Source organism: Enterococcus sp. DIV0703 (assembly GCF_051711065.1).
Classification (GTDB): Bacteria; Bacillota; Bacilli; order Lactobacillales; family Enterococcaceae; genus Enterococcus_B; species Enterococcus_B hirae.
Window position 1 is genome coordinate 1,216,203 of sequence record NZ_JBIOLX010000001.1, and the last position, 24,740, is coordinate 1,240,942.

At 36.4% G+C, this 24,740-nt stretch carries 28 protein-coding genes; 18 read left to right on the forward strand and 10 right to left on the reverse strand.

Annotated elements, in window-relative coordinates; all coding sequences use genetic code 11:
- Positions 1 to 56 precede the first annotated feature (56 nt).
- From rsmD to holA, 8 genes are all read left to right on the forward strand, one after another.
- Entirely contained in the window at positions 57 to 638 is a 582-nt protein-coding gene (gene rsmD, locus IGK81_RS05525) for a 16S rRNA (guanine(966)-N(2))-methyltransferase RsmD (RefSeq protein ID WP_225792593.1), read from the forward strand.
- On the forward strand, positions 635 to 1,126 hold the full coding sequence (gene coaD / locus IGK81_RS05530; RefSeq protein ID WP_034700679.1) for a pantetheine-phosphate adenylyltransferase: 492 nt from the start codon (positions 635 to 637) through the stop codon (positions 1,124 to 1,126). The genes rsmD and coaD overlap by 4 nt, the downstream gene beginning before the upstream one ends.
- Positions 1,116 to 2,159, forward strand: coding sequence for a SepM family pheromone-processing serine protease (locus IGK81_RS05535; RefSeq protein ID WP_034700714.1), 1,044 nt, complete (start codon positions 1,116 to 1,118; stop codon positions 2,157 to 2,159). Before coaD ends, IGK81_RS05535 begins: the two co-directional genes overlap by 11 nt.
- A 671-nt stretch (positions 2,160 to 2,830) precedes the next feature.
- Positions 2,831 to 3,043: a hypothetical protein gene (locus tag IGK81_RS05540; protein WP_232622365.1), complete on the forward strand. Its 213-nt coding sequence runs from the start codon at positions 2,831 to 2,833 to the stop codon at positions 3,041 to 3,043.
- Positions 3,044 to 3,609: 566 nt separating this feature from the next.
- The gene (locus IGK81_RS05545) at positions 3,610 to 4,305 is read left to right on the forward strand and encodes a helix-hairpin-helix domain-containing protein (RefSeq protein ID WP_034700675.1); all 696 of its coding nucleotides are present in this window, start codon (positions 3,610 to 3,612) and stop codon (positions 4,303 to 4,305) included.
- An 18-nt stretch (positions 4,306 to 4,323) separates the two neighbouring features.
- Positions 4,324 to 4,806, forward strand: a complete 483-nt coding sequence (locus IGK81_RS05550) for a ComE operon protein 2 (protein WP_010719343.1) — start codon at positions 4,324 to 4,326, stop codon at positions 4,804 to 4,806.
- 234 nt (positions 4,807 to 5,040) lie between these two features.
- Entirely contained in the window at positions 5,041 to 7,068 is a 2,028-nt protein-coding gene (locus IGK81_RS05555; RefSeq protein ID WP_438757671.1) for a DNA internalization-related competence protein ComEC/Rec2, read from the forward strand.
- A 36-nt stretch (positions 7,069 to 7,104) separates the two neighbouring features.
- Positions 7,105 to 8,148, forward strand: coding sequence for a DNA polymerase III subunit delta (gene holA, locus IGK81_RS05560; protein ID WP_412003898.1), 1,044 nt, complete (start codon positions 7,105 to 7,107; stop codon positions 8,146 to 8,148).
- A 212-nt stretch (positions 8,149 to 8,360) separates the two neighbouring features.
- Here the strand turns inward: holA and rpsT are convergent, their stop codons facing one another.
- The 8 genes from rpsT to IGK81_RS05600 form a co-directional block, all read right to left on the reverse strand.
- Positions 8,361 to 8,615: a 30S ribosomal protein S20 gene (rpsT, locus tag IGK81_RS05565; protein ID WP_010719340.1), complete on the reverse strand. Its 255-nt coding sequence runs from the start codon at positions 8,613 to 8,615 to the stop codon at positions 8,361 to 8,363.
- Positions 8,616 to 9,016: 401 nt separating this feature from the next.
- Positions 9,017 to 9,286 (reverse strand): hypothetical protein, encoded by a 270-nt coding sequence (locus IGK81_RS05570; RefSeq protein WP_005878685.1) that lies wholly within the window; start codon positions 9,284 to 9,286, stop codon positions 9,017 to 9,019.
- A 318-nt stretch (positions 9,287 to 9,604) separates the two neighbouring features.
- The gene (locus IGK81_RS05575; RefSeq protein ID WP_010719339.1) at positions 9,605 to 9,736 is read right to left on the reverse strand and encodes a hypothetical protein; all 132 of its coding nucleotides are present in this window, start codon (positions 9,734 to 9,736) and stop codon (positions 9,605 to 9,607) included.
- A gap of 77 nt (positions 9,737 to 9,813) precedes the next feature.
- Positions 9,814 to 10,269, reverse strand: a complete 456-nt coding sequence (locus IGK81_RS05580; RefSeq protein WP_010719338.1) for a DUF441 domain-containing protein — start codon at positions 10,267 to 10,269, stop codon at positions 9,814 to 9,816.
- A gap of 82 nt (positions 10,270 to 10,351) precedes the next feature.
- Positions 10,352 to 12,271: a heavy metal translocating P-type ATPase gene (locus tag IGK81_RS05585; protein ID WP_034700671.1), complete on the reverse strand. Its 1,920-nt coding sequence runs from the start codon at positions 12,269 to 12,271 to the stop codon at positions 10,352 to 10,354.
- A 180-nt stretch (positions 12,272 to 12,451) separates the two neighbouring features.
- The gene (locus tag IGK81_RS05590; protein WP_431393555.1) at positions 12,452 to 13,285 is read right to left on the reverse strand and encodes an undecaprenyl-diphosphate phosphatase; all 834 of its coding nucleotides are present in this window, start codon (positions 13,283 to 13,285) and stop codon (positions 12,452 to 12,454) included.
- 165 nt (positions 13,286 to 13,450) lie between these two features.
- Positions 13,451 to 14,155, reverse strand: a complete 705-nt coding sequence (locus IGK81_RS05595; RefSeq protein ID WP_034700670.1) for a histidine phosphatase family protein — start codon at positions 14,153 to 14,155, stop codon at positions 13,451 to 13,453.
- 27 nt (positions 14,156 to 14,182) lie between these two features.
- A complete protein-coding gene (locus IGK81_RS05600) occupies positions 14,183 to 14,809 on the reverse strand; it encodes an MBL fold metallo-hydrolase (RefSeq protein WP_010719334.1) in 627 nt (208 codons plus the stop codon).
- Positions 14,810 to 15,447: 638 nt separating this feature from the next.
- Between IGK81_RS05600 and IGK81_RS05605 the strand changes: the two genes are divergently transcribed.
- Entirely contained in the window at positions 15,448 to 17,799 is a 2,352-nt protein-coding gene (locus tag IGK81_RS05605) for an ATP-dependent DNA helicase (RefSeq protein ID WP_034700669.1), read from the forward strand.
- A gap of 146 nt (positions 17,800 to 17,945) precedes the next feature.
- Here the strand turns inward: IGK81_RS05605 and IGK81_RS05610 are convergent, their stop codons facing one another.
- Positions 17,946 to 18,437, reverse strand: a complete 492-nt coding sequence (locus IGK81_RS05610; protein ID WP_010719331.1) for a YajQ family cyclic di-GMP-binding protein — start codon at positions 18,435 to 18,437, stop codon at positions 17,946 to 17,948.
- Between the two features lie 158 nt (positions 18,438 to 18,595).
- Between IGK81_RS05610 and IGK81_RS05615 the strand changes: the two genes are divergently transcribed.
- The 6 genes from IGK81_RS05615 to IGK81_RS05640 all read left to right on the forward strand — a co-directional run bounded on the left by IGK81_RS05615 (position 18,596) and on the right by IGK81_RS05640 (position 22,651).
- Positions 18,596 to 19,537, forward strand: a complete 942-nt coding sequence (locus IGK81_RS05615; RefSeq protein WP_010737469.1) for a YitT family protein — start codon at positions 18,596 to 18,598, stop codon at positions 19,535 to 19,537.
- A gap of 131 nt (positions 19,538 to 19,668) precedes the next feature.
- Positions 19,669 to 20,013, forward strand: a complete 345-nt coding sequence (locus tag IGK81_RS05620; RefSeq protein ID WP_010719329.1) for a metal-sulfur cluster assembly factor — start codon at positions 19,669 to 19,671, stop codon at positions 20,011 to 20,013.
- A 287-nt stretch (positions 20,014 to 20,300) separates the two neighbouring features.
- On the forward strand, positions 20,301 to 20,579 hold the full coding sequence (locus tag IGK81_RS05625; protein ID WP_034700667.1) for a DUF2089 family protein: 279 nt from the start codon (positions 20,301 to 20,303) through the stop codon (positions 20,577 to 20,579).
- Positions 20,572 to 20,862, forward strand: coding sequence for a hypothetical protein (locus IGK81_RS05630; protein WP_034700666.1), 291 nt, complete (start codon positions 20,572 to 20,574; stop codon positions 20,860 to 20,862). Before IGK81_RS05625 ends, IGK81_RS05630 begins: the two co-directional genes overlap by 8 nt.
- A gap of 407 nt (positions 20,863 to 21,269) precedes the next feature.
- On the forward strand, positions 21,270 to 22,031 hold the full coding sequence (locus IGK81_RS05635; protein WP_010719323.1) for a class I SAM-dependent methyltransferase: 762 nt from the start codon (positions 21,270 to 21,272) through the stop codon (positions 22,029 to 22,031).
- Between the two features lie 83 nt (positions 22,032 to 22,114).
- Positions 22,115 to 22,651, forward strand: coding sequence for a ClbS/DfsB family four-helix bundle protein (locus IGK81_RS05640; RefSeq protein WP_034700665.1), 537 nt, complete (start codon positions 22,115 to 22,117; stop codon positions 22,649 to 22,651).
- A 66-nt stretch (positions 22,652 to 22,717) separates the two neighbouring features.
- Here the strand turns inward: IGK81_RS05640 and IGK81_RS05645 are convergent, their stop codons facing one another.
- Positions 22,718 to 23,332 carry a LysM peptidoglycan-binding domain-containing protein gene (locus IGK81_RS05645; protein WP_034700664.1) on the reverse strand — a complete coding sequence of 205 codons (615 nt, stop codon included), beginning with the start codon at positions 23,330 to 23,332 and terminating at the stop codon, positions 22,718 to 22,720.
- 343 nt (positions 23,333 to 23,675) lie between these two features.
- Here IGK81_RS05645 and IGK81_RS05650 point away from each other — a divergent pair, with 343 nt between their 5' ends.
- From IGK81_RS05650 to IGK81_RS05660, 3 genes are all read left to right on the forward strand, one after another.
- Positions 23,676 to 24,110: a universal stress protein gene (locus IGK81_RS05650; RefSeq protein WP_010719320.1), complete on the forward strand. Its 435-nt coding sequence runs from the start codon at positions 23,676 to 23,678 to the stop codon at positions 24,108 to 24,110.
- Between the two features lie 12 nt (positions 24,111 to 24,122).
- Positions 24,123 to 24,425 (forward strand): hypothetical protein, encoded by a 303-nt coding sequence (locus IGK81_RS05655; RefSeq protein ID WP_010719319.1) that lies wholly within the window; start codon positions 24,123 to 24,125, stop codon positions 24,423 to 24,425.
- A gap of 107 nt (positions 24,426 to 24,532) precedes the next feature.
- Complete coding sequence (locus IGK81_RS05660; RefSeq protein WP_010719318.1) at positions 24,533 to 24,724, forward strand: hypothetical protein; 192 nt, start codon at positions 24,533 to 24,535, stop codon at positions 24,722 to 24,724.
- The last annotated feature ends 16 nt before the right edge of the window (positions 24,725 to 24,740 follow it).

Here is a 24,740-nt window from a genome sequence, read left to right on the forward strand (position 1 = left end):
ATTAATGGCGATCCAAGTTTTTTTATCTTTTTTTTTGGTATACTATTAACAGCACGATTTTTAAAAGGAGTGAGTCAATGCGAGTCATATCAGGAACATATGGTGGACGACGCTTAAAGAGTTTAGCAGGGGCTAATACACGTCCCACCACAGATAAAGTGAAAGAATCGATCTTCAATATGATCGGTCCTTACTTCGACGGAGAAACAGTCTTAGACCTATTTTCTGGTAGTGGCGGGTTAGCTATCGAAGCAGTTTCTCGTGGCTGTGGGCATGCCTTTTGTGTAGACAAAAATTACCAAGCGCTAAAAATAATCCAAGAAAACATTAAAGTAACGAAAGAGCCAGAAAAATTCACCACGTTAAAACTTGATGCGGACAAAGCCATCGAAAAGCTGGCAAATGATCAGCAAAAATTTGATTATTTATTTCTTGACCCACCATATGCCAAACAAAAAATTCTTGACCAAATAATCAAAATGACGGAGCTGGACCTTTTTAATGATTCGGCAGTTATTGTATGTGAAACTGATAAAACAGTGGAATTACCAGAAAAGATTGCTGATTTTAGGCAAATCAGAAAACAAACGTATGGTATTTCAACTGTGACTATCTACAGAAAAGAGGAAGACCTATGAAAAAAGCCTTGTTTCCAGGCAGCTTTGATCCGTTCACGAATGGACATTTAGATATGGTCGAACGAGCAGCAAAAATGTTTGATGAGGTCATCATTGGGGTATTTGTGAATACGTCAAAAAAACATCTATTTACCGTTGATGAAAAAGTTACATTGATTACTCAAGCTGTTCGTCATCTTCCGAATGTTAAAGTGTACCACCAGGAAAATCAATTAACAGTCGAGATTGCGAATGAATTAGCTGTTCAAACCATCATTCGTGGTATCCGTAGTGTAAAGGATTTTGAATATGAACGGGATATTGCTCAAATGAACCATCATTTAAATCAAGAAATCGAGACGGTCTTTTTATTGGCTAAACAAGAATATAGTCACGTTAGTTCTAGTTTATTAAAAGAAGTCTTACACTTTGGGGGAGATGTCAGTGACTATCTTCCATCAGTAATCAACGAAGCGTTAGCTGGAAAGCGTGAAAATGATGGACTTTAAAAGATGGTTAAAGACAATTCTTGTCATTTTTTTAGGGATATTTATTATTGGGTTCGTGGTAATTCCACTTCCTTTTTATGTGGAAGCACCAGGAGCAACCATCAATTTGAAAGAGCTGATTACCGTCAATGGGAAAAAGGACAAAGATTCAGGTTCCTTTTCATTAACTTCAGTGGGCATCCGTCGAGCAACTGGTTTTACAGCAGTCAAAGCCAAGCTAGCACCGTTTGAAGATTTGATTAGCGCTGAGGAGTTGACTGGCGGGGCGACTAGCGAAGAATACAATCAAATCCAACAATATTATATGGAGTCTTCCCAAAATGCAGCGATTGAGCAAGCACTAAAATTGGCAGGGCGCTCTTACCAGATGGAATTTAAAGGTGTCTATGTCATGAGTGTCGAGAAGAATTCCAATTTCTATGGAAAATTAGCAGTTGGTGATACAGTCACAAAAGTTGATGGACAAACCTTTAAAAGTGCAGAAGCATTTATGAAGTATGTCAAAAGTAAAAAAGTCGGCGATACGGTCACGATCACCTATCTCCGAGATGGCAAAGAAAACGAAACTTCAGGTAAATTGATCGAACTGCCAACGGATAATAAAGCAGGGATTGGGATTACTTTAACCGATCATACGAGTATCAAGTCGGATACAGATGTAATGATTAATTCAGGATCAATCGGAGGGCCGTCTGCTGGTTTGATGTTTACCCTGGAAATCTATGAACAATTGACCGGTAAAAATCTTCGTCAAGGGAAAGAAATTGCTGGTACTGGAACGATCAATAGCGACGGTGAAGTTGGGCGAATTGGTGGTATTGATAAAAAAGTGGCTAGTGCAGACAAAGCTGGCGTTGAAATATTCTTTGCACCGGATGATCCAATCTCAGATGAAATCAAGAAGAAACATCCAGAAATCAAAACCAATTACGAAGAAGCCAAAGCTGCTGCGAAAGAATTGAACTCTTCAATGAAAATTGTACCAGTGAAAACCGTACAAGATGCCCTTGATTATTTAGAAAAGATGAAATAAAGATTCATTATAAATCGTTTTGTTTCAACAACATTTTTTTATCATTGTTCATGAAACAGTTTTTGAACGAATAAATAGACAGACAAAATTTCCTTTAAGATTGATGTTTTCAATGACTCAGCCTTAACGGAAAGCTTGTCTGTCTCTTTTTTATAGAGAAACTAAAACGAATAGAAACTAGCCATGAGGGGATCTATGTGTATGAGGTAAGCTTTTTATATTCGTTGGATCAGTAAAATAAAAGTTATTTTTAACTGCGTCAGTTGATAAAGAGTTTAAACTTATAATGGAAAAATTTTCGATTAAATGAAAAAATAGGAAATAAAGTGAAGATGTATGATATAATCGAAGGACAGAAAAATGAATACAGTAAGATGATCAGATCGTTCTAAGTCAGTGTTTTTTTACTGATTCCCTAGTAAAAACTACGTTGGCACACAGCTTTTGATTTTTACATTTATCCGATTCATTGGGTATTCTGAAAATAGAGGAAAGAGTTGGAGAATTTTATTCTTGAAATCTATTTAAAACCAACTACCACTTTTATTTTGTGATCAAGTCCTGTTTGTTTTTCTAAATTTACTTGGAGGGGATTAATGATGAGAAAAAAAGCGATTGTAATTATAATGATTCAATTAGTGATTTATGTTAGCTCAATCATAGGTGCGTTTATGAATAGAGGAGTTATTACAAATTGGCCTTTTTTACTTTTGTTATTCGGAATATGTATCGGTAATTTTGTGCCAATCGAGTATCGGACTAGTTTCAATTCTACTGATCCTGGGATTATTCTAAAAAATCATACAAGACGCTTAGAAAACATTATTTACATGATCGTTACATGTCTCGTAATCGTACTAGTTACCTATCTGGATATGGTATAACGACTAGTTTAGACAATGGAATATTTTGTCCGTAAAAAAATATCTTATAAAATCTATGTAAACTAGCTCACGATTGTTCATGAGGAGAAGCGAGTCTTTGACTTATTTAGGAGATTTGAACACTGGGAAAGTTGATATAATCGAGGCGTTGCGTTTTAGTATAGTGAGAATAATTGTACATAGCCTCTAGAGAGACAGTGGCAAAGATATCGGATTTAGGATTGCTTAGGTAAGTCGGGTACATGCTCAAAAAAATCAAGGAAGAGCTTCGCTAAGAGTGTGAACTTGAAACTATTTTTCAAAAACGGATAGAAAAATAGATAAACATCAAAGTCAGTAAAAGTGATTTTGATGTTTTTTGCTAGTTAATGAAAAGAGGAATATAGACCCTATGTCAACGCCTATTCCTGAAATGTTTAAAGGTATGAAAGATTCATTCTTCATAAAATAATTGTCCCAAAAGTAGGTTTATTTTCATGTAGAAAAATGGTTTGACGTATTTAATCATGAAGAGAAAAAACTTCTTCATAATTTAATGAAAGGAAGCCAATCGGAAAATAGTCACAATGAGCGAAGAATGGAAGAACAAACGAAAGCGTTTCTATACTACCAACTTTTCTTCACCAAAATTTGTGATTGGAGGGATCTTTGGTGTCATAGGAGTCATCATCCTTGGTGGAATGATGGTTCATTTTTTCAGTCAATCAAGTAAAAAGGATCAACTATTTTTGACAAACCAATCGATTGAGGCTCCGGAAAAGAACAGTTCTGAAACGAAGCCAATTGATGAAACGGTGAGTACATCGACTAGGTCAGTGATTTATGTCGATGTGAAAGGAGCGGTAAAACGACCTGGAATGTACGCTTTTGTGGCAGAAGATCGGGTCTTTGATGTCATTCAAAAAGCAGGTGGGCTGACGGAATCAGCTGACGAGAAACAGATCAACTTTGCAGCAAAAATAACGGATCAACAAATGCTGTACGTTCCTGAAGTAGGCGAAGAAATTCCAGAAAGCTCAAATGCTAGTCTAGCGACGGTAGATTCAGCGGACACAAACCCAGATCGAGTGCATCTTAATACCGCTGATCTTTCGCAATTGCAACAAATACCGGGGATCGGTGAAAAAAAAGCCCGAGAAATTATTCAGTATAGACAAGACAACGGGTCGTTCAAAAGTATTGACGAGCTTCAAGAAATAGACGGAATTGGTCAGAAGACAGTTGAAAAAATCAAAAACTTCGTTACAATTACTATAGAATAAACGATAGAGGTGGCTAATATGAGCAATGAACGGATTCCTTGGGACCAATATTTTATGGCTCAAGCAGTATTATTATCATTGAGAAGTACTTGTACACGATTAGAAGTCGGCGCAACTTTAGTAAGAGAAAAACGGATCATTGCTGGAGGCTACAATGGCGCTGTTAGTGGGGATGTTCATTGCATTGATGAAGGCTGTTATATCGTCGATGGTCATTGCTTGCGAACGATCCATGCGGAAATGAATGCTTTATTACAATGTGCAAAACTAGGCATACCTACGGAGGGCGCAGAGATTTACGTGACTCATTTCCCTTGTTTAGCTTGTACAAAAGCCTTATTACAAGCAGGAATCAAAAAAATCAACTATTTACATGATTATCGAAATGATCCGTATGCACAATCATTGATCGAACAATTAGGTGCAACTGTTCATCAAGTATCATTGGATTCTACTCACTTTTCTAAACTCCAAAAAGAATTATCAGGAGAACATGTTTAGTAGATTTTGTGATCAAGCACAGAATCGATTCATTTTTCCAGCGATTTCTTCGATTTTTATTTGTTTGTTTTATTATACAGACAGATGGCATTATCGTTTGATTTTCGCTGGATTTTTTTTGTTTTTTTACGGAAAGAAAATAAACAAATTATTGGTTTAAGTCTCATTTGTAGTACGCTGGTTTTATTTTCTTGCTGGCTTAAAGAAACAAAACCAATCGATGATCAAAGGACGTTGGAACGTATCATGGTCGCCTCAGACACAGTGAAAATGAATGGAGATTTAGTGACTTTTATTGGGCACACAACGGACAAGCAAAAGATTTCTTGCAGCTATTATGCCAAATCTGAACAAGAAAGAAATTCTTTTCTTGTTCTTAGACATGAAGCGATTGAATTAATTGTAGTCGGGGATTACCAAGAAACTTCCAAACAAAGGAATCCTTATGGGTTTGATCAAAAAAAGTATGACCAAATACATCGGATCAAAGGACGATTTCAGATACGCCAGATCAAAGAACATTTGAATCGTAATGCTTGGCAGAATATGCTGAGCAGAACACGAGGAAGGTCTATTACGTTTATTCAAGAACACTTTAGTCACAAGGTGAGTGTCTATATGAATGCTTTGATTTTTGGCTATAAAGATAGTCAGTTTTTAGCATCAGAAGACACATATAAAGAAACTGGCTTACTTCATTTATTCAGTTTGTCAGGCATGCACATCCAAACTTACTTAGGTTGGCTCTATTATCTGTTTCGCAGAGGAGGGATGACATTAACTGCTAGTTATCTCCCACTAGTTGGGGGGACTTTGGGATATTTTAGCTTATCTGGGGGCTCTGTGTCAGTGAAAAGAGCGGGGCTGTCATTCTTATTGAAATTAGGGCTAAAACTCCTCAATGTCAAATTTTCTTCTTTCGATCATTATTCGATTATTTTATGGATACTTTTGCTGATCGAGCCGCTTTGTCTGTTCCAAGTAGAGGGCCAGCTAAGTTTAGGAATGAGCTTCTTCTTTCTTTTGTTATCTCACCCAACCACTAAGTTTCAAAAGTTCACTACTATCGTGTTATTTAGTATCGGCATCATGCCACTGACAGCTTGGCATTTTTATGAGTGGCCACTATTAGGGAGTATGTTGACTCTTCTTTTTGCTCCTGTTTTTAAGAAAGTATTTCTTCCTTGTTTGACGTTTTTATTTGTTTTTGGCAGGGTATTACCTCCAAGTGTTAGCGAGTTGCTTAATTCTTTTTTAGTCCATTTCGAGAGCTTACTAGATTCGTTGAGATTTGCCAATCTAGTGATTGGGCGACCGAATGGCTGGTTGTTAATATTTAGTTTAGGCTTTCTTTTATGGCTTATAGAGAAAAAACAACATAAACCTTGTCAATGCGTGACTGCTGCACTCCTTGTGCCCATTATTCTCATTTTTGGTCGTTTTCTTCAATTCGGAAGTAGTATCACTTTCAACGACGTAGGGCAAGGAGACAGTATTCTTTTTAAAGCGCCGTTTTTAAAAGAAATCGTTATGATTGATACTGGTGGAAAATTGGGTTTTCAAAAAGAAGCATGGCAAGAGCGAAGGGTTAGACCACCTGCAGAGTTTAATCTTGTGCCATTTTTAAAAGGAAATGGTATTCGGCGCATCAATAAACTGATATTGACGCATGACGATATCGATCATGTGGGAGAGATCACAACATTAGCAAAACATTTCAAGATCGATACGATTTATATTGGGTGGGGAGCTGGCAGGAGTGCTTGGCTTTATGTGCAGTTGCAGAAATTGGAAAAAGCAGGGACCACTATTTGTGAAGTCAGGCAGGGTGATTGGATCAAAGGTTATTTTGATTTTTTTGTGTTGTTTCCAGTTAATCAGGGGAAGGGCGAAAATGAAGATTCAATTGGCTTGTCAGTGACTCATCAGTCCTGTCGTTTTCTCTTTTTAGGTGATTTAGATCAGCATACAGAAGAAAAGATTGGAAACACGTATCCAAATTTAAAAGCGGATGTGATCAAATTAGGACATCATGGCAGCCGCACATCTAGTCATCCACAGTTCATTTCGCAATTAGAAGCAACCTATGGTGTTTTATCCTGTGGCGTGAATAATTTATTTGGTCATCCTCATGAAGACGTACTAGCGACGTTAAAGCAGAATAAAGTCACTCCTTTGCGTACCGACCGTCAAGGCGCAATTACTTTTAAATGGCATCCCTTTTGGTATCCAAACGGAAAGATCCACACAATGATAGACTAGCAATTCCCAGCTACTCATGGTAGGATAAATTTGAAAGTGGTGAACGAAATGAGTATTCAAGCAGATTTACAAAAAATCCGTAAAGAAAAGCTTGCGCCTTGTTATTTGATTCTAGGTACTGAAAAATATTTACAGGATCAGGTAAGAGCAGAAATCCAGAAAAAAATTCAAATCGATAGTCAAGATGACTTGAATTTCTTAAGTTTTGATATGGGGAATGCTAGTATTGATGAGGTGGTTGCTGAGGCAGAGACTTTGCCATTTTTTGGTGATCAACGCCTAGTATTTGTAGAAAATCCCTACTTTTTAACAGCTGAAAAAGTGAATAATGGGATTGAACAAAATACGGATCTACTGATTGATTATTTAAAAGAACCTTTAGAATCAACAGTTTTAGTGTTTTTTGCTCCCTATGAGAAATTAGATGAGCGAAAAAAAGTAACGAAACAATTAAAAAAAGCTGCTGTGACCATCAATGTTCAGCAATTGAATGAAAAAGAAGTACGTCAGTATTTATTGAATACACTGGAAAATGCACCGTTTCAAATGGACCGTAAAGCGATTGATCTGTTTTTAAGGTTAACGGATCTCGATCTATCAAAAATGATGAGGGAATTGAATAAATTACTATTGTATGGGCAACAACAAGAACTGATCACTGTTAAAGAAGTGGAACAGTTAGTCCCTAAAACCTTGGAACATAATCTTTTTGATATGACACAATATATTCTTTCCGGGAAAACAGAACAAGCGCTGCGGTTGTTTGAAGACTTAATTACCCAAGGAGAAGAAACCATTAAGATCAATGCCATCTTGCTTTCACAAATACGTTTGTTTTTACAGACCAAGTTTTTGATGAAAATCGGTTATCAGCAGGCTAATATTGCTGAGACTTTAAAGATACATCCTTACCGTGTAAAATTGGCGATGCAAGAGGTACGTAAATTTGATGAAAAGATCCTAAGGCGTTTATTTGACGATCTGGTTGAAATGGATTACCAAATCAAAAGTGGTAAAATCGAAAAAGAATTAAGCTTTCAATTATTTCTCTTACGAACAGGTCAGCTTTTGAAGAGTTAAAAAGAAGAGAAAAACAATCGAAATAAATCCAAAAAGAACGCTTGAAACGATGATGTTTTGAGCGTTTTTTAGACATCAATTGTTTTAGAGTAGGAAGTGCTGAGTCAGCCGCAGCTGGTTTACTAATAAAAAGAATGGAAAGAAACCCAACAGAAGGGTGATCGAATAGACTGTTTGAGACAAAATAAAAAAACCGGCCGTAGCCGATTTCCTTATTTAGCGATTTTTTTGCTTAAACGAGATTTGTCGCGGTTAGCTTTGTTTTTATGAATTAGACCTTTTGTTTCAGCCATATCAATAGCTTTAACAGCTTCTTTATATAACGCATCTACGTTTTCAGCACCTGAAGCTACAGCATCTTCAAATTTTTTGATTGCAGTACGCATAGCGCTTGTTTGAGATGAATTTTTAACGTTCGCATTTTCGCTTGTACGAACACGTTTGATTGCAGATTCAATGTTTGGCATTAGTTTCACCTCCGATAAATTAAGTTCTTACGCGTGTTACCGCATAATTCAACATTCATTATTATACCTAAATGAAGTAATCTTTGCAATATGAACATGACAAGTTTTTTTCCTTAACACTAAAAGAAACTTAATTCTAGGCTTTACTAGCATTGAGAGAGAAGGAAAAAGGGCAAATAAAAAACGCTATTGTGGGAGACAATAGCGTTCAACCAAAGCAGATAAATTTATCTTTTTAAACAAAATTTGAATGGGACTGTTTGGTACTCGAATATTATATAACAAAGCGAACCGTTTGCAAAGCTTTTTTTGAAAAGGGATACGTTCCTTGTAGACAAAGCAATCGTAACGATACCATTCATTAGTTATTTTATAACCGTTAACCGTTGGTGTGGCTAAATTTATTCCGGAGTTCCAATAATTTTAATGTATTCATCAATATTTTTGATCATCATTTTTTTGATGACTAATTGATTGCGGCGGTTCCATTTTCCACTGACTTCTAATACATATTTATTTAAAGGGAGCCGAAGAATATATTTTGCCAAGTAACGATCTTTCAACAGACCGTTAATGACACGATCTTCCAGTTGAAGATTTAAGCCAGTCAACATCATAGGTTGTTCTTGTAAGACATACGTATCAATTAAAAGACCTTCAAAGGTTTCCATGAGCGTTTTCCTTTCTATATATAAAGCATAATAGCGAATGATTAAAAATATAAGTGATGCTATCTTGTGTTCTAGTATAACAAAAAATGAAAGGAGGAGCCAAAAAGAAATGAGGATTATTTAATAATATTTTAGGAAACATAAAAGGGGGGAAGTGGTGTAGGGGTAAGGAGAAGAGGTAGGAACATTAAAAACATACTTGATGAAACCCACGCAACTTTTATCAAGTAGATTCCATAAGTAAAGATAAATGGAAAAACAATAAACCCGATAGATAAAGTTTGTTTACTCCATCTATCGGGTTTACTTTTTTCACGATCAATTAAAGTAGGTATTGAACACATTTTGGATCAGATCTGGAAATAAAAGATAAGCTAGTCCTAAAATCAATACGATCGCTAATAAAAACCAACCAACCGTGCCGATAAAGTATTTTAATTTTTCTAACATGTGATCACCTCGGAATAAGTATATCACGAACGATTCGATTCAGAGGACTCAAAACACTTTATCTGTGATCGATTTTTTCATTTACTTAAAGAAAATAATTGCAAGAGACAATAGGTAATACCAGAAGCAATGACTGGACCAGCAGCGATCCCTTTTAAGAAAACGACTCCGAGAATTGTTCCAAAAACCAATGCAACAGTAATCTGCGGGTCTGAAGCAATCAAACCGACTCCTTTGGAAGAAAGGACGGCTACTAGACCACCACAAAACACAGCAATCCAACCGATGGGTGATTTAAAGGCATCCAGTAAATCTTTTAAACCAATCTCGCCAGTAGCGATTGGAACTAAAATAGCAGCTGTGATGATGGTGACTCCTAGATTAATTCCTTTGCCTTGAAGCCAAGTAAGAAACACTTTCGATGTCGGTATCAATTTGACTAGTAATATAAAACCTGTAGCGATGATCAAGCTTTGATTTTTAGCAAGCAGGGCAACAAGCATGATCAATCCAAGAAAAATCCAACTTTCCATAAAAAAAGAACCTCACTTTCCTGCCATCAATCATATCATTTTTTCAACGGTTACAAAAGTGAGGTTCATCAGAGTGGAAAAACTAGATAGAGTGGTGATTCGGCTGTAAGGGACAGCCAGTGCAACGTGATTTTTTGGAAGTATCTTCAGGTAAGGGTTTCAATAAACGTAACCCATTTAAGATAACCAAGATCGTGCTTCCTTCATGACCAATCACGCCAAGAGGTAAATTTAAAAATTGCAGAAAGTTAGAAAGGATCAGTAAACAAATCACTGTAAGAGAAAAAATAATATTTTGCTTAATGATTTTCTTCATTCTTAGTGAAAGACGGTGGGCATAACTTAATTTTTGCAAGTCATTTTTTACCAAGACGATATCAGCGATTTCCATAGCGACATCCGTTCCTTGTCCCATGGCTACTCCTAGTGAAGCAGTTGCAAGAGCTGGGGCATCATTGACACCATCACCAACCATTGCTGTGACAGCATACTTTTCTTTTTGCTGTTGTGCATAGTGTGTTTTATCCGATGGTGTGCAGTTAGCCAGTAAGTGTTGAACACCAATTTTCTCTGCAATAGCTGCAGCAGTCCCTTGGTTATCTCCAGTGATCATGCTAGTATCAATTTGCTGGTTATTGAAATAGTCAATGACTTGTTGGGCATTTTCTTTCGGCACATCTAATAAGCCGATGAGTGCTACCAATTGATTGTCTTTGGTTAAAACAATCACTGTCTTTCCCTGTTGTTCGAGTAAACGAATTTTATCAAGAAGTTCTTTTTCAGCTATCGACGTTTTTTCTGGTTCCCATTTACCTACAATCCACTGAGCTTCTTGGTAAACTGTTCGTAAACCAAACCCCGTGATTTCTTCGATTGGTAATTTTTGGATGTCTTTTGGTATAGCAATGTCAAAATGTGTTACGATTGCTTGAGCTAAGGGGTGCGTTGTTTTTTGTTCCATTGAAACTAAGATTTGTTGCGCCAGATTCTGATCTTTTACAAAATAGCTATCAGTTACTATCGGTTTACCTTTCGTTAAAGTTCCGGTTTTATCAAAGGCAATTGCTTTTAAATCAGCTAATTGTTCTAAATGGAGTCCACCTTTGATCAGCACACCGTTGCGGGCAGCGTTAGAAAGGGCTGCGAGTGTTGCAGGTGTCGCAGAGGCAACCAACGCACAAGGAGAGGCGACAACCAGTAAAACCATTCCCCGATAAAAACTTTCTTGAAAACTCCAGCCAAAAATGAAATATGAAACAAGAATCATTAATGGAACAACGACTAACACACCTTTAACGTAGGTATTTTCAATACGAGAGATAAAAGAAGCGGTCTTTGTAGGGGTGCTTTGTGCTTTTTCAACCAGCTGGATGATTTTAGCAAAAACGGTCTCATCACTTTTTTTAGTCACCTGTAGGATCAAAGGATTCCCTCGATTGATCGTTCCTGCAAATAACTCATCATGAGGAACTTTTTCAACTGGTACAGATTCACCACTCAATGTTGCTTCATCAACCGTTGCTTGTTGACTTTCTAAATAGCCGTCAATTGGGATCGTTCCACCTTTTGGGACAAATACCCGATCATTGATCTTAAGATCAGTTACAGCTATTTCTTCTAATTCTTCGTTTGCAGTTAAACGTTGTGCTTTTCGTGGCTGTAGATTCATTAAAGCGGTAATTTCTTGCTGACTTTTACTGGTCGTATATTCTTCGAGAGCGCCACTTAAACAGAAAATAAACGTAAGCATCGCACCTTCTAAAAAATTACCGATCAAACAAGCGCCAATTGCTGCCAAGGCCATCAATAAGTCAACATTCAATGTGTTTTCCTGCCAAAGTTCGGTCAACCCTTCACGAGTCTGCTTGAAACCGCCGAATGAGATGGCGCCTAAATAAAAGATGATACTTAGAAGAGGCACAAAAGATTGAGTAGCCAAACCTAAGATTATAAGTAATAAACAACCGATTGTCGGGATAAATGTCTGTATTAAACGAGTCATATTTGTTTCCTCCTTTACAAAATCAATATACCACACCAAAATTCTAATTGATAATAAAAATCGCTAAATGAGAACGATAATAGTTATCATTTAGAATAACGCTTTTTTGGAAAGGGGATAATTAGAATAAATATAAAAAAGCACCGTAATCATACGGTGCTTTGACTTCGTTTTATTCAGTTACATTGCGATAAACCAGTAACCAATCAAAATGATCCCTAAAATGATACGATACCAACCAAAAATTGTAAAGTCGTTTTTCTTCAAATAACTTAACAAGAATTTGATGGCTAAAACGGAGACAATAAATGATACGAGGGTTCCAACGAGTAAAATAATCGTTTCTTCTATTTTAAAGGAGTTTCCTTCAGCTAGATACTTCACGATTTTTAAACCACTGGCACCAAACATCACTGGGATACCAAGGAAAAATGAAAATTCTGTTGCTACAAATCGAGAAGCACCAATCAAAATGGCTCCGAGGATCGTAGCTCCTGAACGAGAAGTTCCAGGAACTAACGCTAATACTTGGAATAATCCAACCAGTAACGCCGCTTGATAAGTAAAATCGTTTAAGGTTGTCCAACGTGGTGTTTTTGTCTTGTTTCTTTTTTCCACAACAATGAATGCAATCCCATAAACGATTAAGACGATCGCAACTGGTAGAAATTTATGAAAATGTTCTTCTAACCAATCATCTAAAGGTAATCCAATAATAATTGCTGGAATACAAGCGACTACGACTTTGAACCATAATGTCCAAGTATCTTTTTTCTCAATAGTGGTTTTGCTTGGAGAAAAGGGATTTAATTTATGAAAATATAAAACGACGACTGCTAAAATAGCACCTAATTGAATAACGACGTTGAACATCGACATAAACTGTGTGCTAGCGTCTAGCTTGATGAACTGATCTGCTAGGATCAAGTGACCAGTGCTACTGATCGGCAACCACTCGGTAATCCCTTCGATAATTCCTAAGATAGCTGCTTTGATGATATTTGCAAAAAACATACGGACCTTCCTTCCCAAATAAAATACAGTATTAAGTATACCGTTCTTTCTAATGAAAACCAAATGCTTTCTTGATGTTAAGAAAAACTTGAGAAATAGCAAGAGGGTATAAGAAAGCGAGTACTCAAGTGAGTACTCGCAAACCAGTGTTTGATAACAGAATGATTATAAGAAAGAATCCCGCGAGTGTTTTTTTCCCTGCTCTATATAGCTAATATCGTTGATTCCTTCAATTGAAAAATTGCCTTTTTCATACGTCACTTTTGTCACGCTGCCATTTAATAAGCCTGCTCGAACAGGTTGATGTACGTCAATTAGGCTGAGTAAAAAGCCAATTGTCAACCCATGAGAAACAACTAGGACGTTGCCACCACCATTTTTTTCGCAATGGTGCGCAATGTCTTCAAATCCTGACCATACACGATTTTTTAAAGTATCGTAGGTCTCAGCCCAGCCAGCGGTATCCAGGTTATAAATAGCATTAGCAATTTGTTCAAAAGTTACGTCCGTCGTGAACATCTCATCATAAGTTTTGAAGTTTAATACTCGGGGGATAACTCCCCACATTTCCATGTCATAGCCACCTTCTAAAGAGCCAAAACACCATTCACGAATTCTTTGATCGATAAAATAAGGGATATCTTTTCCTTTGGCATGTTCACTGAGGATGATACGTGCCGTTTCAATAGCACGACCACTATCGCTAGAATAAGCAAAAGAAAAATCAACGTCTTTCAATCCTTTTCCAAGATAGTGGATTCCTTCTTGGCCTTGTTTGGTGAGTGGTGTGTCACACCAACCTTGGACACGTTCAATCGTATTGAACATCGTTTTTCCGTGTCTGACGATGTAAAGAGTGGTTTTAGTCATATTTACAGCCTCCAATCGATTTGTTAGTTAAGCATTAAAGAAAGGGTTGGTTCTTTTTTCATGTTCAATGGTCGTAGCATCTCCATGCCCAGGATAAACGGCAAATTCATCTGGCAACACAAACAACTGGGTTTGAATACTGTGTAGTAGCTGTTCCAGATTCCCAGTATATAGATCGGTTCGACCGATACTGCCTTTAAATAGTGCATCACCTGATACGACAAAATCATCAAAGATAAAGCTGACACTTCCAATCGAATGACCAGGTGTAGGGACGACCCGAAATGTCATATTCCCTAGACGATAGGGTTTCATTTCAAATTCATATTCAGCAGGTGAAACAATGATATTCGCAATGTCATCATGTCTTCCCAAACCAGAAAGATTCAATATCGGATCGCCTAACCAACTTTGTTCTAATGGACTAACATATACAGGGATCTGATAAAACTGACGAAGTTCTTCGACGGCTCCGATATGGTCATAGTGGGTATGTGTTAGTAAAATCGCTACGGGTTGTTGTTGCGTTTTTTCGATTTGCGTTTTGATTTTTGCTGCATCTTCACCAGGATCAATAATCAGTAAAGCTTCATCGTTATAAACCAAATAACAATTTTCTTCGATCATCCCAGTTTTGATTTGTTCAATATGCATAAAGAGTTCCTCCTGATCGCTTACTTAATTCTAGTATAACTCAATTGATAAGATGAAACAAAAGACCCTACTTGAGGAATGGTCCACGGTGAATCTAAATCGAATTGTATGAATAATAAATGAATTAATTGAATTAATTTATTATAGTAGAGCTGAGTCATGTTTTTTTGTAGCCGAGTTTTCTTGCTTCCTAAATGAACCACTTATTTCAATGACAAGATGAAAAATAAAAGTATTGAGAGATTTTAAACAAGAGAACAGAAAATTCTCACTTCTTTTTAATAAGTTGGTGTTAGAGTGAGCTCATCCAAAAATCCTAATTCTATATCCTATTCGAGCTTGCGACAGTGATGTCCAACTCTGAAAAACAAAGGGAAGCATCCGAAAATGCAAAAAGCTATTTTCGGATGTTTTACTTTACTTTCAAGTGAACGATGATGAATGTAAAGGGAGAGAGAGATCTGAATAATGTAAACAAATCTATAGCTTTGTAAACATACTTATGAAAGGAAAAAGTGAGTAAATAGTAGTATTTCTTTCATTTGCTGAGGTTTATAAATCGGTAAATGAATAAGAACAATTTTTGTATTTTGCGATTCTATTCTTTTTCAGGTAAGCTTATAGTCAAAGGAGTGGGAGTGGTGAAGCAATCAAAAATATCGGTACGTAACCTTGTTGAATTTATATTAAGGCGTGGCAGTATCGACAATCGTAAAAAAAGTAACCATACCGCACTGGAAGGTGCCAAGATCCATCGGAAGCTTCAAAAAGATGCTGGAGAAGACTATGAAAAAGAAGTCTTTTTAAAGACGACTGTCCACTTCGAGGAATACCAGCTAATCATAGAAGGGCGAGCAGATGGCGTGTTCCAAAAAGAAGGCATCTATTATATTGATGAAATAAAAACTTCGGAACCGAGGTATGAAGACTTAGAAAAAGAACAAATTGAATTATTTTTCCATCAAGCAAGAACCTATGCTTATATTTATTGTCATGAACATGATTTAAAAGAAATTAATTTGCAACTAACTTATTATCAAACTACTGAAGGAATCATTACCCGAAAAATTGAGCATCAAACCATCGAACAATTAAATGAGTTTTTTAAAAAACTTACAAATGACTATAAAGAATGGCTGATTTTTCAAGAGAATTGGCGTACCGTTCGAAATGCTTCTTTGATGGCTTTGAAATTCCCCTATGACAACTACCGTAAAGGTCAAAGAGAGTTAGCAGTCGCTGCCTATAAAACGATTCGTACAAAACAAAAATTATTCGTCGAAGCACCGACAGGAACTGGAAAAACAGTTTCTACACTGTTCCCCGCTTTGAAAGCAATAGGGGAAGAAGAGGGAGAACGCATTTTTTATTTAACGGCTAAAACAATCACGAGACAAGTCGCTGAAGATGCTTTGGAGGCGTTAAAAGATGTGGGTGCTGAGACCAAAAGTGTAACTTTGACAGCCAAAGATAAGATTTGTTTTTTAGACGAAACAACATGTAATCCAGATCAATGTCCATATGCCAACGGGTATTACAACCGGATCAATGAAGGATTATGGGATTTATTGAATCATGAAAATCAAATCACCAGAGAAGTTATTGAAACCTATGCGAAGAAACATACGTTATGTCCTTTTGAGTTGTCGCTAGACGTGAGTTTATGGTGTGACGTGATTATTGGGGATTATAATTATTTGTTTGATCCGACTGTTTATTTACGACGTTTTTTTGAAGGCGAAAAAAATGAGGATCATCTTTTTCTGATTGATGAAGCCCATAATTTGGTCAGTCGTTCCCGAGAGATGTACTCCGCAAAACTTTCATATCGAAGCGCTAGAAACGTCTATGCACTCATTCCAAAAGAATTTAAAAAGTTAAGACGACGTTTTAATAAGTTACTTAAAGCGTTCGATCAGATCCAGGAAATTTCAAATGAAGATGGGTGGACCTACCACCATCAAAAAGCACCCGCGGACACATTGGTTAATGCTGGTTATCAGTTGAGTGAGCACATCCAAGAGTGGTTGGCAGAGTATCCTGAACATGCCATTCAAGAGACGTTACTCCCCTTTTATTTTGACTTACTTCACTTTTTGAAAATCAGTGAATTTTACGATGATCATTATGAAACAACTGTAGAGAAAACTTATCAAGATTTCATCATCAAAGCATTTTGCATCGATCCTAGTGATTTTTTAGAACAATCGTTAGCTAAGGGGAGAAGTAGTATCTTATTTTCCGCTAGTTTTTCGCCATTGTCTTATTACCAAGAAACGCTAGGAGGAAAAGAGAGCTTAGCTTATCGCTTGCCAAGTCCTTTTCCAGAAGAAAACCAAAAAGTGCTGATCACAAATTATTTAGAAACAACCTATCGTAAACGAGAAGAGAACATGCCTCGATTGATTGAAACGATCCAACATTTTACAAAAGAAAAGATCGGAAATTACTTGATATTTTTCCCCTCTTACCAATATTTGGATCAGGCAGTGACAGCCTTTCAAGAAAAACATCCAGATGTTAAGGTGCTGATTCAAGATACCATGATGAGTGAAACTGAGAGAGAAACATTTTTGAAGCAATTTCAAATTGATCCAGACGAAACCTTACTAGCTTTTTGTGTGTTAGGCGGAATCTTTTCAGAAGGGATCGATTTAAAAGGAACCCGATTAATTGGCAGTATGATCGTTGGCGTTGGATTACCACAAATGAACCATGAGCAGGAGTTGATCAAAGAATATTATGACGAAAAAGATCAGCTGGGATTTGCTTATGCGTACCAATTACCTGGCATGAATAAAGTCTTACAAGCAGCGGGGCGTGTCATTAGAGATGCCAGTGATCAGGGAATCGTTTTGTTAGCAGATCAGCGTTTTACTCGGTTGGATTATCGCCAATTATTTCCAAGACATTGGCAGTCAGCGACCACTGTCAGAAACCTATCTGAACTCACAAAAGAAATCACCGATTTTTGGCACAAAAGTAAATAATTGGAGATGCGAAAAAACTCTTGCGCTAGTAGTTTAAAATTAAAAACACCTGAATCAACCACAAACGACTGGTAGATTCAGGTGTCTTATCTGTTCAAGTGCGTATTGGATCAATTGTTTCATTGTCTGACAAGTAAAGCTATCTGTTAACGATAGTTAGTAAACTGAAGTTCGATTGGCAGATCTAATTTTCGCAATAAAGCAATCACCGCTTGAAGGTCATCACGGTTTTTTCCAGTTACACGAATTTGATCTTCTTGAATCTGGGTTTTTACTTTAATCTTTGAATTTTTGATCTCAGTTGTGATTTTCTTGGCATTTTCCCGATCAATGCCATTGATAAGTTCAGCGGATTGGCGTGCTTTTCCTCCAAGGGCATGCTCTGATTCAGAGAAATGGATATTTTTGATTGGAACATTTCGTTTGTTTAATTTACTGAACAAGACATCTTTGATTTGTTCGATCTTGAAATCATCGTCACTGAGAATGGTTAATTTATTGTTATCAAATTTGATATCAATAGTCGAATCTTTAAAATCAAAACGGTTGGTTAATTCTTTTATTGTTTGCTGGATCGCATTTCTGACTTCTTCGATTGTGACCTCTGAAACAATGTCAAAACTTGCATCTTTTGCCATAGTGATCCTCCTGATTTGTTTTTATTTTATTGTATCATAGTCAAATGATTGTGTTGAAGCTTTACTAAAATTATTCTCATTTATGATTCAAGTATTTTAATTTAATTCATAACCTGTTATTCTTACAATTGGAATAACTTTGAAAGGAAGAGGTGCTTGTGAGTAAGATTATGACAGTGTATCAAAGAAATGAAATATTAAAAAAGATTGTGGTTATCTTAGTCACCGGATTGACCGCAGCGGTTGCCTTAAATTATTTTTTGATTCCAGCAAACGTCTTTTCCGCAGGGATGAATGGGATTGCCCAAATCATTGCCTCGTTATTATCTGACTGGCTCCACGTAAAAGTGGACACAGGTGCCTTTATCTTTATTTTGAATATCCCTGTCTTTATTCTAGGGTTCTTGAAAGTAGGCAGACGAGCAACGATTTTAAGTTTTGTCAATGTAGTAGCCGTATCGGTAGCAACTACTTTACTTCCCACTGGGCAAGTGACGGACAATATTTTAATGAATGCCTTAGTCGGCGGTGTTTTGTTAGGTGTTGGTGTAGGGATCTCACTTAAAATGGGGTTTACAACTGGAGGAATGGATATTATTTCTTTAGTCCTTTCACAAACTACAGGGAAAACCGTTGGAAATTATATGCTGATGTTAAATGGTTTGATCGTGGTGATTGCGGGCTTTCTTTTTAACTGGGAGAGTGCGCTCTATACGATTATCTCTATCTATGCCATGACCCAAGTGATTGATGCGATTCATACAAGTCATCAAAAAGTGACCGCCATGATTGTGACGGTTAAACCAGATGAAGTGACCGCAGCGATCGCTCAAAATATGGTTCGAGGAATGACCCTATTACCATCAATCGGTGGCTATTCTAAAAAAGAAGGTAAAACGATCATGATGGTGATCACTCGATATGAAATGTATGATTTAGATCAAATCGTCCATGAAATCGACGAAGATGCTTTTATCAATATTTTACCAACGCATTCGGTATTTGGCCGTTTTGCTAATGAAAGCGAACAAAATCTTTACCGTTCTACGGGTGTCTTTCCCGAAATAAAGAAAACTCCTTCAAAAACTAAAAAACAATAATTGATTTAAATAAGTCAGAAGAATTTTCTGTTTTCAACCTGCTAAATGAGAATAGAACCTCCCAATTCTCATTTACAAATGAGCAAAAAAAGAGTATGATAAATGAAAATTGCATGAAGGAGTGCTGCAAGATGAGCGAAGCAAACCAAAAATGGTCTGCAGAAGAAGTCAATGAAATCAAGGAACGAATCTTAGCTGCCTTAGAAATGGTCATTGACCCTGAACTAGGGATCGATATCGTCAACCTAGGCTTGATCTATGAAATCGAATTTGATCCAGAAAACGGAGAAACAGTCATTAAAATGACCTTAACAACCATGGGTTGCCCATTAGCTGATATCCTAACTGAATCCATCCACGACGCCTTAAAAGAAGTGCCAGAAGTAACTAAGGCAGAAGTCAAACTAGTTTGGTATCCAGCCTGGACGACGGATAAGATGAGTCGTTATGCACGGATTGCACTTGGTATCAGATAATTTTGACGCGGGTTTCATATTCAACGAGTAAACAACTTTTAAACTCCTTTATCAACTTTTAGAAAAAGTTGGTGAGGGAGTTTTTGTTTTGTAAAAATTGATGCTTGATGAAGTAAAATTGTCAAAATATGAATAAATGATAACGACTTTTATCCCTTTCTCTTTTTCTATTCAAATCGCATCTCGAAATGCTTTATAAATTATACTTAATAAATTAAGTTGTGTTTTGTTTTTAATAATGTTAAACTTTGTTTAATTATATTTATATTTTGTTGGGAGGTTAATGAATGGATTGGTTTTTTAATTTAGAACCTGAGGAACAAGTATTTATTAAGAAATTTTTGTTGGCATCAGGTTCCTTAAAGCAGTTAGCAAAAGAGTATGAAGTTAGTTACCCAACAGTAAGATTAAGGTTAGATAGATTAATTGAAAAAATAAAACTTTTTGATATAAAGCAAGAAGATTCTTTTGAAGTATCAATGATGCAACTCGTGATTAACGAAAAAATAAGTTTAGACGTAGCAAAAGAAATTATAAAAAAACATAGGGAGAGTATAGATGAATAATATAATACAATTTTTATTTATTGCAGGTATTATTGGGTTTCAAACCCTAAGTGGTTATATAGGGAATAAATATATGGGAGCGATCTTACCAGTGATTTTCAGTGGTTTAGTTGTTTTTATCGTTTTGACAGGTCATTTAAATCTAACATTTAGAAATATATTAATGCCTATTGTTGGTTTGATTACATTGATCTGTATTTATGAAGGCGGAAAAGAATCAAAGAAAAAAAAGACAATAAAAGAAATGGAAAAAATGAAAGCGAAGGATATCTTGAATCAATAATGAGTTATTGGCTGATACACTAACTTAAACTCTTTTAACAGCTTTTAGTAAATGCTGATAGAAGAGTTTTTTTCTATGTAAAATATTCGGATAGTTGATGTACTGAAAGATTGTACAGTATAGGAAAATAATTGCGAAAGAGGTTGTTGAAAATCAAAAAATTTATAGCTTCCAAATTATCTAACAATCTAAGCAAACGCACAAAACAGTTTTTTAGTAAGCGTTTTCTGTTTCTGGTTTTCATGATATACTGTTTTTAAGTCAATCAAAAGGAGAATGAACATGAGAAAACAACGAGGTAGCTACTCGATATAGTGGAATGGATAGACCTATATCGAGTATGCTTTATCCAATCGACTATATCGCCGTCAACGATTATAAAATCATAATGACTGGAGCGATAAAAGATGATGGACCAATTAAAAAAAGAGTGGCTTAAAAGTGAGGAACAACAGAAAAATTTTACTGGCTGGGATTTTTCCTATTTAGATGGGAAATGGTCGTGTGAAGAGCCTCCGTGGGATTACCGAGAGCTTGTTTTAAATTATTTAACTCCAACTATGTCTCTATTAGATATGGGAACAGGTGGAGGTGAATTGTTACAAACATTTAACCATCCTTATGAACAGACAGCAGTAACGGAAGGGTATCCGCCTAATTACCAGCTATTATTACAAACACTTGACCCTCAAGGTGTAACAGTAAAATTTGTGGGGGAAGAGGACGTATTGGATTTTCCAGATGATTCATTTGATCTAGTGATCAATTCTCATGAATCTTTTGCAGTAGCTGAAGTGAAGCGTGTCTTGAAACCAGATGGGTTATTTATTTCTCAACAAGTAGGAGATTTCAACGGGTTGAATTTGGCTTCTCGTTTGATGCCAGAAGTAAGGAAAGAATGTTTTGATTTTCATCTTTCCTTAGTGAAAGCAGAACTAGAACAGCACCATTTTGATCTTTTGTTTTGTGACGAAGCCTATTTGAATCAACAATTCTTTGATATGGATAGTTTGATCTTTTATGTACGGACGATTGAATGGGAATACCCAGGATTTACAGTTGAGAAAAATTTCAAAGAGTTATTGGGACTTTATGAAGAGTTGAAACGACATGGTACGATTTATAATTTGCAGCATCGTTTTGCTTTTGTTGCTCGTAATACAAAATAATGAACACATAAAAGTTACTACAAATCATTTTGAAATTCCTTATGGTGAGCAGGTGATTTAGCAAAAAAGAGGGGGTGCGTTATATGCGACCAAAATCAAAAGATGAATTGCTTGAAAAAGCAAACAGCCAATTCGATGAGTTATGGAGATTAATTAACGGTATGAGTGAGGAAGATCGCAAGCAATCCTTTCAATTTAGTGAAGAGTTTTTGGCGAAAAAAAAGGAAGCGCATTGGCGACGAGACAAAGACTTAAAAGATGTATTGATCCATTTGTACGAATGGCATTTACTATTGTTACGATGGCTTGAAAGCAACTTTAACGGAGAAGAAAGAAATTTCTTGCCTGAACCGTATAATTGGCGAACCTACGGGAAGATGAATGAAGAGTTTGTAGAAAAGCATCAAACAACTTCTTTAGTGGAAGCTGAAAACTATTTGAAAAAAAGCCATGAGCAAGTAATGAAAAAATTAGATGCATTGAGTGATGAAGAGTTATTCCAGAAAAAGCAATTTGCATGGGTGGGGAATACCACATTAGGTAGTTATTTCATTTCTGCAACTGCCAGTCACTACGAATGGGCGATGAAGAAGTTAAAACAATCTCAAAAAAATAAATGAATAGAATCAATAAAAAAGCGAAGATCCTAAAGAGGGATCTTCGCTTTTTAAACAAGCTATTTTATATTAGTACCAACCGTTTGCTTCCCAGAAAGATTTAGCTGCTTCCCATGAGCCATAACGAGAAGATACGTATTGTTCAGCAACTCGTTCTTGGTTTGCTGCTGAATAGTCACCATTTAAGTAAGAAGAATCTAATTGGTAACGTCCGATGTAACGACCGTTTGTTGCTGTATAAGAACCGCTAGATTCTTTTTGAGCGATCCATTCTTTCGCTGAGCTTGTGTTTGTTGTCGCTGGTGTTGCTTGTGCCGCTGTTTGCGTTGCTTGAGCAACTGGTTGAGCAGGTGCTGCTTGTTGAACTGGTTCTTGCTTCACTGGTTGTTCAGCCACTGTTTTTGTTTGAGCAGGCGCTTGGTAAGCTGTTTGTGTTGCTGCTTGTTCGCCTGTTGGGATTGTTAATTGTTGACCTGAATAAATCAAGTTGATGTTTGAGATTGAATTTTTTTCTGCAATAGTTTGGATCAAGGAGTTATCACCAACGTATTTTTGAGAAATCGTTGATAGCGTATCACCTGATTGAACGGTATAAGCTTCGTCCGCATGTGCAGATGTTCCCATAAAGAATAGTGCGCCGGCAGTCAAAGTTGTTCCTAATAGTAAAGTTTTAAGTGATTTCATGTAAGATCTCCTTCATAAATTTAAAAATAGTTTTGTTGTGTCCAACGAGGAATACTTTACCATGGGAAAATATTTCATAGGTAAAAGCTCTGTGACACTTTGTAACAAAGATACGTTTTTTGTAACAAACAGATTATCATAAAATGTGAAAAACAATGAGAAAACCGTCATAAACGTTTAAAATAAACCACTAACAAGGACAATTGATGAGAAAAATAAACACTAGAAACAAGTAAAAAAAAGCTACATTTTTTGAAAATAAATACGAAATAATTGAAAACAGCGTAATTTTTTTTAAATTTAGCATGAGATGTTACAATAATAGAAACAAGGAGGCGATAACATGAGTAAGAGATATCAAAAAATAATGGTAGCTGTCGATGGGTCTAAGCAATCAGAACAAGCTTTTTTGGAAGCGCTAGATTTAGCGAAAGATAATGAAGCCGAATTATTTATCGTTTCGATCATCAATAAAGTAGAGTTGACACATAGCGCCTACGCATTTTCAAAAATCTATGCAGAAGAAAAACAGAAGATAGAAGTCGAAATGTTAAAAAAGATCCATGATGCGAAAGAATATGGGATCAATGACATCCATGCTATTGTTGAAACGGGAGACCCACGTAACTTGATTGGGACGGTGTTTCCACAACAAGAAGCGATCGATTTGATTGTCATGGGGGCTACTGGTAAAGGAGCAATCCAACAAGCTTTAGTCGGCTCTACAGCATCTTATGTTGTTACTCATGCGCCCTGCAGTGTGTTAGTGGTCAAATAAGGAGGGGAAAGAATGGTACGTCCACAAGAGGTTACAGCTCCTAAAGAAAAAATAGAAATCCTCAAAATTTTAGAAGATGGTACGCAGACGAAAAAAGGTTATTCTGTTGCTTTAGTGAAATGGTCAGGCAAAACAGCGATTGCCTTACGCTGGGATGGTGATAGTCTGCAAGAGAAAGGATTTCCTGTCACTGTAAATGGGTACCATCCAGCTTGGTTCGTTTTGCCAGATCGATTAACAGATCTTTATAGTAGAGACTATCGTGAGTACCAAGAGTCGATCCGGTTTATCACGTCAAGTGATCAAAAAGAATAGCTTTTGTGCTGCGGAAGAAAGTTCATTATGTGAAAGAATCGTAAACATTCAACATTGAGACAACCTTTTATATCAACAGGTTCCTAATAACTGAAGTAGGTGAAAAGATGAGTGCTGGTGATGTATTGAATGAAGTCAAGCAACTATGTAAAGAAAAGAAGTACGAAGAAGCAAAAATTTTGATTGAATCAAATAAAGAATTGCTAGAGGACAAATTTTCTGTCGCCCAACAGTTTATTGATTTAAAACAAGCATCAATCCTTGAACGGTTCAAATCTTTCTTTGGTGTAAATGAATGATCAAAAATGAGTGTGA

Coding starts and splice junctions, on each gene's coding strand:
- IGK81_RS05640 (WP_034700665.1), top strand. CDS start 22,115: ATGCGACCAAAATCAAAAGATGAATTGCTTGAAAAAGCAAACAGCCAA.
- rpsT (WP_010719340.1), bottom strand. CDS start 8,615: ATGCCAAACATTGAATCTGCAATCAAACGTGTTCGTACAAGCGAAAAT.
- IGK81_RS05550 (WP_010719343.1), top strand. CDS start 4,324: ATGAGCAATGAACGGATTCCTTGGGACCAATATTTTATGGCTCAAGCA.
- IGK81_RS05625 (WP_034700667.1), top strand. CDS start 20,301: ATGGATTGGTTTTTTAATTTAGAACCTGAGGAACAAGTATTTATTAAG.
- IGK81_RS05620 (WP_010719329.1), top strand. CDS start 19,669: ATGAGCGAAGCAAACCAAAAATGGTCTGCAGAAGAAGTCAATGAAATC.
- IGK81_RS05580 (WP_010719338.1), bottom strand. CDS start 10,269: ATGGAAAGTTGGATTTTTCTTGGATTGATCATGCTTGTTGCCCTGCTT.
- IGK81_RS05650 (WP_010719320.1), top strand. CDS start 23,676: ATGAGTAAGAGATATCAAAAAATAATGGTAGCTGTCGATGGGTCTAAG.
- IGK81_RS05610 (WP_010719331.1), bottom strand. CDS start 18,437: ATGGCAAAAGATGCAAGTTTTGACATTGTTTCAGAGGTCACAATCGAA.
- IGK81_RS05600 (WP_010719334.1), bottom strand. CDS start 14,809: ATGCATATTGAACAAATCAAAACTGGGATGATCGAAGAAAATTGTTAT.
- IGK81_RS05585 (WP_034700671.1), bottom strand. CDS start 12,271: ATGACTCGTTTAATACAGACATTTATCCCGACAATCGGTTGTTTATTA.
- IGK81_RS05595 (WP_034700670.1), bottom strand. CDS start 14,155: ATGACTAAAACCACTCTTTACATCGTCAGACACGGAAAAACGATGTTC.
- IGK81_RS05590 (WP_431393555.1), bottom strand. CDS start 13,285: ATGTTTTTTGCAAATATCATCAAAGCAGCTATCTTAGGAATTATCGAA.
- coaD (WP_034700679.1), top strand. CDS start 635: ATGAAAAAAGCCTTGTTTCCAGGCAGCTTTGATCCGTTCACGAATGGA.
- IGK81_RS05535 (WP_034700714.1), top strand. CDS start 1,116: ATGGACTTTAAAAGATGGTTAAAGACAATTCTTGTCATTTTTTTAGGG.
- IGK81_RS05630 (WP_034700666.1), top strand. CDS start 20,572: ATGAATAATATAATACAATTTTTATTTATTGCAGGTATTATTGGGTTT.
- IGK81_RS05645 (WP_034700664.1), bottom strand. CDS start 23,332: ATGAAATCACTTAAAACTTTACTATTAGGAACAACTTTGACTGCCGGC.
- IGK81_RS05570 (WP_005878685.1), bottom strand. CDS start 9,286: ATGGAAACCTTTGAAGGTCTTTTAATTGATACGTATGTCTTACAAGAA.
- IGK81_RS05655 (WP_010719319.1), top strand. CDS start 24,123: ATGGTACGTCCACAAGAGGTTACAGCTCCTAAAGAAAAAATAGAAATC.
- IGK81_RS05540 (WP_232622365.1), top strand. CDS start 2,831: ATGAATAGAGGAGTTATTACAAATTGGCCTTTTTTACTTTTGTTATTC.
- IGK81_RS05635 (WP_010719323.1), top strand. CDS start 21,270: ATGATGGACCAATTAAAAAAAGAGTGGCTTAAAAGTGAGGAACAACAG.
- IGK81_RS05660 (WP_010719318.1), top strand. CDS start 24,533: ATGAGTGCTGGTGATGTATTGAATGAAGTCAAGCAACTATGTAAAGAA.
- IGK81_RS05545 (WP_034700675.1), top strand. CDS start 3,610: ATGAGCGAAGAATGGAAGAACAAACGAAAGCGTTTCTATACTACCAAC.
- IGK81_RS05575 (WP_010719339.1), bottom strand. CDS start 9,736: ATGTTAGAAAAATTAAAATACTTTATCGGCACGGTTGGTTGGTTTTTA.